At 61.4% G+C, this 12,026-nt stretch carries 4 protein-coding genes; all 4 read right to left on the bottom strand.

All coding sequences use genetic code 11. The features are described from left to right. Nucleotides 1–43: 43 nt before the first annotated feature. Nucleotides 44–4,123 carry a restriction endonuclease gene (locus OXT71_14570; protein MDE2927615.1) on the bottom strand — a complete coding sequence of 1,360 codons (4,080 nt, stop codon included), beginning with the start codon at nucleotides 4,121–4,123 and terminating at the stop codon, nucleotides 44–46. Between the two features lie 1,935 nt (nucleotides 4,124–6,058). Then, the gene (locus OXT71_14565; protein MDE2927614.1) at nucleotides 6,059–6,946 is read right to left on the bottom strand and encodes a dihydrodipicolinate synthase family protein; all 888 of its coding nucleotides are present in this window, start codon (nucleotides 6,944–6,946) and stop codon (nucleotides 6,059–6,061) included. 67 nt (nucleotides 6,947–7,013) lie between these two features. Further along, entirely contained in the window at nucleotides 7,014–8,444 is a 1,431-nt protein-coding gene (locus OXT71_14560; GenBank protein ID MDE2927613.1) for a DUF1501 domain-containing protein, read from the bottom strand. An 11-nt stretch (nucleotides 8,445–8,455) separates the two neighbouring features. Beyond that, on the bottom strand, nucleotides 8,456–11,773 hold the full coding sequence (locus tag OXT71_14555) for a DUF1553 domain-containing protein (protein ID MDE2927612.1): 3,318 nt from the start codon (nucleotides 11,771–11,773) through the stop codon (nucleotides 8,456–8,458). Nucleotides 11,774–12,026: the final 253 nt, after the last annotated feature.

Here is a 12,026-nt window from a genome sequence, read left to right as displayed (position 1 = left end):
CTGAAGTAGCCACACACCTCCCACGCAGAACAGAGATACGCCTTCACAGATTGATCTCCGCATCTGGCGCGCCGGCGCTTAGCGCGTTCATCCAGGCAAGGCAAACATCACGGGAGTAGTAGCAGCCGTGGACTCTTGTTTCCCGACGTTTCACGACGGGAAAGGTCGAGTAGATATGGCGGACATCGTCGCGGTTCGTGACGCCGTATAGATGGAAGAACACAGCGTCGAGCTTGGAGCGCAGGATCAGACGACGCTCTTCGTTCCAGATGAAGGGTGGCTTTACGACTCCCGCCTCGTCAACGTAACCCATATCGCACGCGAAGGGCGCCATTTCATGAGAAGTGTAGGTCAACTCAAGAACGGCCGCTCGGACAATCTCCCTGGCCGTTTTGGGGCCGAAGCGGACGGCCTCGTAACGGTCAGGCGGGACGAGTGGGAGTTGCTCCAGGATGTATTTGTTCAGGTTCCGTGATTGGATCTTCTGCCTAGCGACATAATCGCAAACGAGCGCACAGAGGTTCGCGACCAACAGAGCGAGATCAAATTCAGTCATTCCATCCGCAAAAGAGAGGATCGGTAACGAATTGCCAAATCCAGCGTCTGGGACAACGCACGCAATAAGGCTTCGTGCGTTGTTCGTATTGCAGATGTGGTTGAAACCGATCCGCCAGTTTCCACGATCGACTTCGGAAATATGGGTCGCATTGACCCAATACCTCGGATGCGGTACGAACGCGGGATCTTGGAGGTCCGCCAGACCTGCTCTTACGGCCACCCCTTGACTGCTGATGCTATTGGGATTGATGCGAACGCCCGCATAGCGGTGGTTGTGAATCTGGATCATCTTGCCTTCGTAGAGGGGCATCCAGTCACCGGAAGGACTGGCGAAGCGGTTAGCTCCCAGGTGCCATGCACCCTCCGTCTCATCGAGCTCCTTGCGGGTGCGGAACAGGCCGGAGTCGCTGGTCATGTGGAACATCGTCTTGTATTTCACCGGCCATGCCTTAACTTCCCCGCCCGTTGACCGATCAACGAGGATCGGCAGGCGGCTGTAGATCGCCGAGGTCAGTTCGGCGTCACGGCGGAACCGGAAGATCGGTACGGTTCCGGTGTTTGGATTGACCCGTCGCAAGAGATTCGCGGATACGCGAAAACGTCGATTGGAGTCGTTGAATTGTTCCCACGACGAGATGCGGACACAGAAATCAAAGTCAGAGAAATGGTGCTGGGACTCTGCGAACACAAATACCGACGGCTGTTCCTCATGATGAATATCTGGGAAAAGCCATCCACGCCGGTTCTCGAAAGCGAAGAACACCTTCACGGAACGAGTGCGAATCCGTTTAGCGAAGAACGGTGCCGAAGTTTTGTCCGTCGCAATACCGATTGGGGTCAGTAGCCCCACCATGCCACCGGGTGCGACGAGCGTCATCGCCCGCTCCACGAACAGAGAGTAGGTGTTCACATCGCCACGAGAAAGATACGGATAATCGCCGCTCGTCCGCGCAATCCGGACAGCGGACTCGGCCCGCTCGCTCGCACGTTCAAACTCTGAGGCAAGCGGGTCCCCTGCATCGCGCAACGCGGCGATCATGCGCTTTCGGTCAGCGGCCCGCTGCGCGTGTGCGATCTCAGGGTGGCGGGCAGCGAACCACTCAACTTGCTGCAACTTCATTCGCTCCCAGGGTGGATTGCCGATCACCGCGTCGAATCCGCCATGCAGCTCGGCGGCTTCCCACTCCGACCACACACCGGGGAAAGTCACCTGCCAATTGAAAAAGTGTTCTTCACTGTGAATCTGCTTTGCTTTGTCAAGCAGTTCGGAAAATCGCTCACTGCCCTCTATCTCCGTTGAGACTTTGACTGTGCCCGAGGCAATGTCCACAGGGTCCCCGAAGATTCCGGTGAAGTATGCAAAAAGCGCATTCTTGTCGTCGCGATTACGGATATGAAGCCAATCGAAGGCAAGGACCAGAGACAGGAACGCATCTAATGGCGTCGTCATCGCCTCGATTTCAGCGAACACTTCCGCAGAACGGTGGGCTTCCGCAATCTCGGCATCGGTCAGTCCCTCGATAATCTGCATGGGAGCCGCAGCCCGTGTGGCCCGTTGTAGTGGCCCTTTCAAAAAAAGTGGGCCGCCTTGCTCCTTCGCCTTGTCGATGCCGACACGGACCCATGAACCGAACAAACTATCGCCGCAACGAAGGTGATGATCCAAGAAACTCAACGGTGCCCCGACTGTGAACGTGTGTAGCCAGAGCGCGACCTTGGCCAGTTCGACGGCCATGGGGTTCTTGTCGACGCCGTAGACGCAGCGCTTGAGAACCATGCGTCGGACGATATGCCGGTCGTCGAGTTGTTGCGCATCGATGGTCCAACCTCGGTCCTCGGCGTTGCCTATGATCGTGTTTCGGATCACGTCGATCCTCTCGGTCAACGGCGAGATGTAATCGTCAATCAAGGCTTCCGCCTCGGCCATGGCAGAGATCACTCGATCAGCGAGGTGATCCACCAAGTTGACCAGAAAATGTCCTGAACCCATGGCGGGATCGCAGATTTTCAGGTCGAGCAGCTTCTCGGCCGGATCGACGCGCTTCAATTGACCTATCTTGCGGTCTTCAGGCAGATGACTCGTGGAGAGATCGGAAATCTTAGCAGCGAAGGCGTCCATCCGAGACTGGACTAGTGGTTCTACCGTTTCCTTGATGATCAGGCCGACCAGATCGTCGGGCGTGTAATAGCTGCCAGATCCCTTCCGTGCAAAGACGTTCGGGCGAACGACAATCTCACGGCCGGCGCGAACGATCTCCTGTTCGATCAAGCGTTCGTAGATCGTGCCAAGCTGCTGAACGCCGAGATCGCGATAATTGATGTAGCGGCGGCCATTGGGGGTTTGCTCAAATGAAAGCGCGTCAATGACATTGGCCATTACTTCATCGCTGAGCCGAATGTTGTTGAGCAGTGGCACGCGTGGCCGGTCGAAAAGCCCGCCGTTGTAGGGTGGTAGGCCGATGGACTCGTCTCCTTGATCGATGGCCCGGCAAAGGTCGTCAACGGCCGACCAGTACCGGGCGGCTTGTGCGGAGAAGACATCACCACGATCTTTGCGTCGCCCGACATCACCGCGCACCTTCTCACGTAGCGCGTAGTCGTCGTAACTCGTATTGCGTACAGGTAAAAGGTCACGATCCTCGGCGTAGAAGATGAACAGGAGACGATAGAGGAGAACCAGGGCGGCCTCGCGCACGTCCGGCAATGATGACTCGGGCGTGTTGGCTGCGATGGCACGGGCAAGTTCGGGGAAGACTTGGTCGAAAACTAGAGCAGAAAGGCTGGCGGCGACGCGTTCCTCGTAAAACCGGCCTTCCTCAATGGCTCGCTGATGGAACGTGCGCGGGTCGGTCGTTCCCGAAAGGAAGGCTTCGCGCCGGAAGACGAGCATGAACACCTTCAGCCAGTGGCGGCGATCATCTCTTGTGATGGATAATGGCCCGTCGCTGTAGCCGGGGAGTCCGAGAAGCGCCGCTAGATTCATCTCAAAAAACTGTTCCGAGACGGAACGGGCTCCCTGATAGTAGAGCCGCCACCGGGCACCGTTCGTGAGAATGCCCCAGCGGAGCCTGCCGGTGGTCAAGTCGTCCACACGACGAAGATAGCGGAGCATCTGGGTCGACGGCGCTGTTTCCTCCCCCCGTCGCCCGGAACGGCGATCAATCGGCCGCCGCCAGCGCTTCGACTCGACCACTGCGACTCCGAACTCATAGCGCTTCCATTCTTCGGCAAAGCTGTTGGCTCGGGCCTTCGCCTCAGCGTCCGGGAACAGCAGGCCGTCGGGCACGTCCGCCCGACCGTGAGCGGAGAGGTTTTGCTGCCGCAGGCTCGCGGTCCAGCCGAGATGCACCAGGATAGGCCAGATCAGATCGTCTTCCGTCTGGCTTTCATTGGGTAAACTGGCACTTGGAAAGGCGTCGAAAACCTCCCGCACAAAGGCTTCGAAGGTGCCAAGTTCAATGGGAGAGATGTCCCGCCAGTCATCTAGATGAATGACTGAATCTTGAAGGAAATCATGGGCGAAGAGACTTCCTTGGAATGGACCGGCAATGCTCATCGCGTTCATTCTTGCACATTACGCCACCATGCCTGTGCCGATAATCCATGGTCTAGTTCACCGGCACAGGCGCGGCCTGCGCCACACGGACACCGAAAGCGACTTGGTAAGCGCGAGGGCAATGCCTGAAGCCAAGTCGGACCAAGCCTGGTGCCCGGCATGCACGGGCGAATCGTGAGAGGAGATCAGATCCAGTACGGGATCCAGGCCCAGGGAATGATTCGCATTTGGTCCGCCAGATCATTGCCGACGAATCAGCCAGAATGAGAACCGTATACGGCCACTTCATAGGGTGTACGAATTGCCTTCCCGCCAGGGATATTTTGGACGGGAGCGACCCCCCCAGGGGGTGTTGAGCAATGTGAATTGCGCAACACCCCCGCGCCCGCACCGGGCAGCAAAAAGGGGGGGTCGCTCCCGTCCACCTCCGATCTCCCCGATCGGCCACGCGGACCTGGGGGCATGGGTCCGTAACTGACTGAAAGGAAAACAGATCGGGGACAGCGCATTTGTGAATCACCGGGACCGCTTTTTGTGAATCCACCCCCCTTGTCCCATTCACATCCCGGATCGGGCGCGAGACCCTCTTTTCGCACAAACGAAACGGCCCTCCATCAGCCTTTGCGACTGCCGAGTGCGTTCACCGTCAATCACGACCTGGAAGGAGCGACCTTACACCGCTGGTTGCAACTCGACCGTCCTCTCCAGTGCGGCCGTCACCCCACGGTATGAGTCGAGAGCCCTTGCCTTCCCCGTGAGCGTGGCTACAGGTCTGAGGCACAGGCGGGCTTGTCGCGGGTCAGGCTCATCGAATAGGCCGAGCAAGGAGAACACTCGATCGGAAACGGGCCATCCGACGGCCGCAAACGAGGTGCTAGTGGGCGAAGTGTAGGACGCGATAATCCACCGTCTGGAAATCCCAACTCGGATACGGGATCCTTTGCTGGGTTGAACCCCAGGGACTGGCGAAGCAAAATGACTTGCAGGCTGGCTCCTCCTCCGGCATAGGACGAGTTGGCTCAGGGCCTGTCGGGTGCGTCACCACGTCGGCAGGCTCGACTTCGGAAATCGAAGCTCCAAATCGAACTCCTGAAGACCTGGCATTGAACCGTGCCGTCACGCTGATTTCCCAGCGCCTCGATGCCCGCTCTAGTCTGCCCCTCAAATCATGCCCGAAGCCGCTGCCGTCAAAAAGAGTGTGACCGATCCCGATTTCAGCCGTTGTACTCAGTAGTGGGAATACCCGGAGACTTCAACGGTCGGCTGACGTGGACTCACCCATGGAACGAGTAGAGTGCTGAGATATCTCGCTTTGGCACGCATCCAAGGTAGTGATGAACACAATCTTCAGCTTGGGTGATTCAACCGCTTCGCGAAACGGGACAGACGAAAGGGATAGGAGGAACCATGGTATCGAGACACAAAGTAATGTTGGTTGATTGGTACAGCCGCGTGGTGTTTGGAGTGATTGCGCTATCGCTCGCAATGCTGGCGGGCCAAGGGGCATGTTCGGTGGAACCAGTCGCCCGGGCGCAGTCTGAGCCGTGCGGGTCACCAGATCGACCGTGCTTTGTTCGGATCCCGGCTCTTGAAGAGATGATCCAGGTTGATCACCCGCGCCTGGGACCCAGGTTAAAAGTGCACGTGGTCAATCGAGTGAATACTTCTAGGTAAGACCCAGGGCGGCAGAGACGCGGGGTATAGCCTCCGAAAAAAGGGATTATGCGAGTCTGTCCGGAAGGGCAGATCGGAAACGAGGAAGGTTGTGTCGGCTGTCGGGGGCTGATTATGCTGCCTGTTTGTTGCCTGTTCAGGACGTCGAATGTTGGGAGTCAACTACTTTACCGATTCGGCGAAGAACCCGGTAATACATTGAAAACGTTAACCTTCGGTAGTTATTGACTTTGGAGCAGTCGGGACTGAAAGTCCCCCCTCCCTGGGTGCTCAGGCCTCAGGCATCAGCTCCCGGAACCGGTTCCAGACACGGTCCGCCTGCTCTCGGGTCAACGGCATTCCCGGAGGCCGCGGGACTCCGCAGTCGATTCCGAGACGCCTTCCCATGAGCTCCTTGAGGACCGCGACGTAGGGGCCGTACTCCCCGTCGAACAGGCCGAAGATCTCCGTGGCCGTGTCCTGCGCCCTCCGGGCCCGCGTCCAGTCCCCTTCCTGATACGCGTCCCAGACTTGAAGGAAGGCTTCGGGAGCCACGCCGGGCGGTCCGTCCACACACCCCACGGCTCCCTCGACCAGGGCCGGCAACATCAGGCAGCTGAAACCCTTGAAGCAGGCCAGGCCCATGCGGGCGAAGATCCAGACGTTCTTGAAATTGGCCGCCGAATGCTTGAGACCGGCCAGTTGAGGCACCTCGTCCTGGAGCCTCTTCATCAGATCGGGCGTGAACTCCAGGCCGGTGGCGTCGGGCAGGTTGTAGACGAACAGGGGCAGGCCGGCGGCCGCGCCGATGGCCTTGTAGTAGCCGATGGATTCGTCCGCGCCCGCCCCGTAGAAGGAACCGGGCAAGGCGCAGACGGCGTCGACGCCGGCGCGGGCGGCCTGTTTGGCCATGCCGGCGGCGGCCGACGTGGTCGCCGCGCCCACGTGCATGATGGTCCTTGCGCGGCCGCGGCACTGATCCGCGGCGATCTCGGCGACCCGCCGGTTCTCGCCGGGCTGGAGCAGCACGCTCTCACCGCTGCCGCCGGCCACCCAGAAACCGTGGACTCCGGCCCGGATGTTGAATTCCAGGACCTGCCGAAAAGCCTCTTCGTTGAGCCGGTCGTCCCGGTCCATGGGAGTGATGACGGCCGGATAGAGCCCTCTGAAACTGCTCATTTGGGTCCTTTCGGTGCTGGAAATTTCTTGCGTGGTGATCGGCGCGGATGCCGGAGCTACCGGAAACTCAGGCCATGATGTCCGTAATCACGTTGCCGTGGATGTCGGTGAGCCGGAAATCCCGTCCCGCGTAGCGGTAGGTCAGCCGGGTATGGTCCAGCCCCATGAGGTGCAGGATCGTGGCGTGCAGGTCGTGGATGTGCACCTTGTTTTCCACCGAGTAGTAGCCGTAGTCGTCGGTGGCGCCGTAGGAGAAGCCGGGCTTCACGCCGCCGCCGGCCATCCACATGGTGAACCCCTGGGGGTTGTGGTCCCGTCCGTCGGAGCCCTGGGCCACCGGGGTGCGTCCGAACTCGCCACCCCAGAGGACCAGCGTGTCCTGCAACAAGCCTCTTCCCTTGAGGTCCCGGAGCAGGCCGGCGATGGGCTTGTCCACTTCCCGGGCGTTCTGGGTGTGGTCCCGGCGCAGCCGCCGGTGCTGATCCCACTTGTAGCTGTGACTCACCTGGACGAAGCGGACGCCGGCCTCGGCCAGACGGCGGGCCATCAGGCACTGGCGGCCGAAATCCTCGGTCATCCGGTCGTCCAGGCCGTAAAGCTTCCGCGTGGCCTCGGATTCCCGCGAGAGATCCTGCAACCCGGGTGCCTGGGCCTGCATCCGGAACGCCAATTCGAAGGCCTGGATCCGGCCTTCCAGATTCCGGTCGGGACCCGTTTGGGCCAACTGGTGCTGATTCATCTCCCGGATGAAATCCAGGTGCATGCGCTGGATGTCCCGGGGCACCTGTTCGTTGGTGATGAAGGGGATCTTGGCGTTTTTGGCCTCGATTCGGCTGGTGCCGACGGCGGTGCCGGCGTAGGGAGCGGGCAGAAAGGCCGATCCGTAGTTGTTGGCTCCTCCGTGCCCTTGAGTGGGGCAGATGGTGATGAATCCCGGCATGTCCTGGTTCTCGCTTCCCAGGCCGTAGGTGAGCCAGGAACCGATGCTGGGCCGGACGAAGGTGTCGCTGCCGGTGTGCAACTCCAACAGGGCCGCCCCGTGACGGGAGTTGGAGGCGTGCATGGACTTGATGAAGCAGAGGTCGTCCACGAACTCGGCCACGTTGGGAAAGAGCTCGCTGACCCACTGGCCGCTCTCGCCATGCCGCTTGAACGCCCAGGGGGACTTGAGCAGGTTGAAGGTCTCGCTGGAGACCACCCGGGGACGCTGGAACGGAAACGGCTTGCCGTGGTCCCGCTGGAGCAGGGGCTTGTAGTCGAAGGTATCGACCTGGGAGGGGCCGCCGTGCATGAAGAGGAAGATGATCCGCTTGGCCCGCGGCGTGAAATGGGGCGCCCTCTGGGCCAGCGGATTGGCGGAGTCCCCAGCAACCGCGGCCACGCCCTCCTCGGCCAGGAGGCCCGCCAGGGCCAGGGAGCCGAAGCCGCAACTGCTGGCCCGTAGCATCTCCCGGCGCGAAACCCGGTTCCCCAACAGACTATTCCAATGTGAGTCCATAGCACGAACCTCTAATTCAGATACGCGAATTCACTCGACGCCATCAGCGCCTGGCAGAATCCCTGCCAGGACCGGAGGCGGCGTTCGCCGGGCTCTTCGACCCGGTCTCGCCAGCCCGCATCCATGCGGGACACGAATTCCAGGGCGCGGCGCGACTCCTCCTGGTTGGGCAGGCGGCCCAACGCACGCTCGTAGGCCACGCGGACCCGTGCGGCCTCGTCCAGGTCTTCCCTGGCCAGGAGTCCGGTGGCCATCCGCCGCGAGTTCTCCAGCACCAGAGAATCGTTCATCAGGAACAAGGCCTGCGGCGCCACCACGCTGGCGCCGCGGTCCCCGTCCGTCACCGACGGATCGGCGAAATCGAAGGCCCGCAGGAAATCGTACATGGAACTGCGCACCACCGGAAGATAGATCGACCTTCGATTCCAGTCGTAACGGGTTCCGGGCCGGATATACTCCCGGCCGCTCTGGCCCAACAACGATCCTCCCGGCTTCAGGTCCAGGTAGGCGGAAACGGCCAGGATGGAGTCGCGAATCGCCTCGGCTTCCAACTGGCGCCGGTTCATCCGCCAAAGCAGTCGATTCTCAGGATCCGTTTCCGACCCTTGGGCGGAATACCGGGTGCTCATCCGATAGGTGGCGGAAAGCATGATGAGACGATGCATCCGTTTCAGGGACCAATTCCCTTCCACGAATCGGATCGCCAGCCAGTTGAGCAAATCTGGGTGAGTGGGTGCGTCGCCCAGCCGGCCAAAGTTGTCGGTGGAGGCCACCAGCCCCCGGCCCATGTGCCAGCGCCAGATCCGGTTGACCATGACGCGAGCCGCCAAAGGATTGTCGCCGCGGGTGATCCAATCCGCCAGTTCCAGCCGTCCGCTGCTTGCCGGGTCCCGAAGCCGTTCCAGCGACTTGCGGCCCAGTCCCGGAAATCCTCGCGGCACCTTCTCACCCAGGTCCCAATGGCTGCCGCGCAGATGGATGGCCAAGTCGTCGATCTGCTGTCCTTCGGTGATTCCCATGGCCGTGGGAAGATCGGGTTTGCCTTCCTCCAGCTTCTTCCGTTCCGCTTCCAGGGCGTCCAACTCCCGGAGAGCGCCCTCGGGAAAGTACTCGGTGGTCTTCTCGGGCGGCCGGAAGGGCCCCCATTTCTCGTAGAGGATCGCTCTCATGGCCTCCAGGGCCGGATCCTCCAGCTTGGTCTCTTCGATCTCGTCGTCGGCGCGGACCGTGCTGAACTTCCTGGTGACGACTTCCCGCTCCCTCACCAGCGCCCGCCAGGCCTCCTCCGCCAGACGGAACTGCTTCTGATAGTGGGCGGCCAGCTCCGCCAGATCGGTCGCCTCAAAATCCTGGAAGAGCCTCGCCGCCGGTGACTGCCACCCCTCCCGCGATTTTCCGTCGGCCCGGGCGTGCCAGGCATAAAGCACCGAATAGGGCGCACCGCGGCTCCGGCGGAGGCGATCGATCCACTGGTACAGAAAGACGGGGTTCAGGCCGTCCCGATGGGCCACCTGGACCAGGGTCCTGGGGATCGGGGCGCCTTCCGGAAGGGGGCTGGGGGTCAACAGCAGCTTCTCGAAATAGGGAAAGCGGGTCTTGTGCTGCAGGCGCAACGTGTTGGGTCCGGCCTTGAGGTCGAAGATTCCGGCCACCATCCAACCCCCCGAGTCGGGTGAGGCGGTCCGGTTCTCGATGGCCTCGATCCCCTGCTTGACCAGGGTGCCGTTGATGTGGATATCCGCAGTGCCGGCGCCGGTCTCGGCTTCCAGAAACTCCAACTGGTAGGGGCCGGCTGCGGGGGTCCGGATGTCGTACTCGGCAAAATAGGCGTCGGGAGGCGCGTCGGAACCCTCGGCTTCGGGGATATTCGTCTTTCCCTTCTTCAACTCCCGCTCGACGTTTCCCCGCTCCCAGCTCCCCGCCTTCCGCACGGCCAGGGGTTCCCCTTCGGGATTCCGTCCTTCGAACACGCTCTTGAGGCGGATCTTCCGATACTCCGCCAACTCCTGGGCGGCCAGCAGGTAGGCGCCCACCCGGGTGCGGCCCTCCTCGACCAGCTTCTTGTTCTCCCGCCTGGTCACCGATTCGATGGCCTTGGTCTTGGCCTCGATCTTCTCCCGCTGCTGCCGCAGTTGGAGGCGGTCGTGTGCCGGAGCCAGGACATGCTCATGCCACTCGGCCACAACGTCGTGGTGTTCCATGGTCTTGGAGCTTCTGAAGATTCCTGCCAGCGAGTAGTAGTCCCGAATCGAGACGGGATCGAACTTGTGGTCGTGGCAACGGGCGCAGCCAACGGTCAGCCCCAGGAACGCCCGAAAGCTGGTATCGAGCTGCTCGTCGATGATGTCCATCCGCATCTTCACGGGGTCGTCTTCCGCCAGCATCTTGGGACCCAGGGAGAGGAATCCGGTGGCCGTCCAGCGCTCCAGCGTGGTTTCCAGATCACCCGTTTCGGGCAGGAGATCTCCGGCCAACTGCTCCCGCACGAACTGATCGTAGGGCTTGTCCCGGTTGAGGGCCTGGACCACGTAGTCCCGGTAGCGGAAGGCCGTCGTATACGCCATGTTTTCGTCCAGCCCGTTGGAATCGGCGTAGCGGGCCACGTCCAACCAGTGGCGGCCCCAACGCTCTCCGTAGCGGGGCGAGGACAGGAGACGCTCGATCAACCGGGAGTAGGCTCCCGGCGAGCGGTCCTGGAGGAAATCCCGGATCTCCTCGATGGTGGGGGGGAGGCCGGTCAGGTCGAAGGTGGCCCGCCGGATGAGGGTCCGCCGGTCCGCCGCCGGCGCCGGCTCCAGCCCTTCGGCTTCCAACCGGGCCAGGATGAATCGGTCGATGGGAGAACGGACCCAATCGACGTCCCGGACTTGTGGCCGAGAGGGTTCCGCCGGAGGCTCGAAGGCCCAGAAGCCTTCCGTCTTGGAGGCTGTCTGGTCCGGGTCGGCGGTCATCCCCCAGGGGGCGCCCATCCGCACCCAATCCGTGAGCAGGGCGATCTCCCGATCCGCCAGCCGGCCCGCCAGGGGCATGCGCAGCTTGTCATCCTGGTGGGTGACGGCGCGAATCAGCAGGCTCGACCCGGGATCGCCCGCGACCACGGGAGACCCGCGGCTGCCTCCCTTGCGAAAGCCCTCTTCCTGGTCCAGGATCAGCCCGCCCATGACCGGCTGGCTGGTGCTGGAGTGACAGGCGTAGCAGTGTTCGGCCAGGAGCGGCCGGATCTTCTTTTCGAAATACTCGCCGTCGTCCGCCGAACCGGCGAGGAGAGGCTGGGAAAGGAGCACCGCGAGCAGCCACGGCGCCGGAATTTTCCAGTTTCCAAACTCCATCGAGTCCTCCACGAACATGAGGATGCAGGCTATTTGATTCTAACATTGAGCGTCTGAGAAATTCAGCCGCACAAGCCGAGCAATGACCACTGTGGGAGGCGGCTGTGGTGGCGCCCGGAGAGGCGATTTCCGATCGCCCGTTCCTGGGTGGGGGATTGTCATCCTGGAGTCCGGCGGTTAGGAAACCGCCGCCCCATAGGAGGGGCGATTTCCGATCGCCCGTTCTTCGGTGGAAAATTGTCCTTTCCGAGTT

This window comes from Acidobacteriota bacterium (assembly GCA_028874215.1).
GTDB lineage: Bacteria > Acidobacteriota > UBA6911 > RPQK01 > JAJDTT01 > JAJDTT01.
This window is presented reverse-complemented; position numbering and strand designations above follow the sequence as displayed.

Excerpts from the sequence above, each read along its gene's own strand:
- OXT71_14555 (MDE2927612.1), bottom strand. The coding sequence starts at position 11,773 with ATGGAGTTTGGAAACTGGAAAATTCCGGCGCCGTGGCTGCTCGCGGTG.
- OXT71_14565 (MDE2927614.1), bottom strand. The coding sequence starts at position 6,946 with ATGAGCAGTTTCAGAGGGCTCTATCCGGCCGTCATCACTCCCATGGAC.
- OXT71_14560 (MDE2927613.1), bottom strand. The coding sequence starts at position 8,444 with ATGGACTCACATTGGAATAGTCTGTTGGGGAACCGGGTTTCGCGCCGG.
- OXT71_14570 (MDE2927615.1), bottom strand. The coding sequence starts at position 4,123 with ATGAACGCGATGAGCATTGCCGGTCCATTCCAAGGAAGTCTCTTCGCC.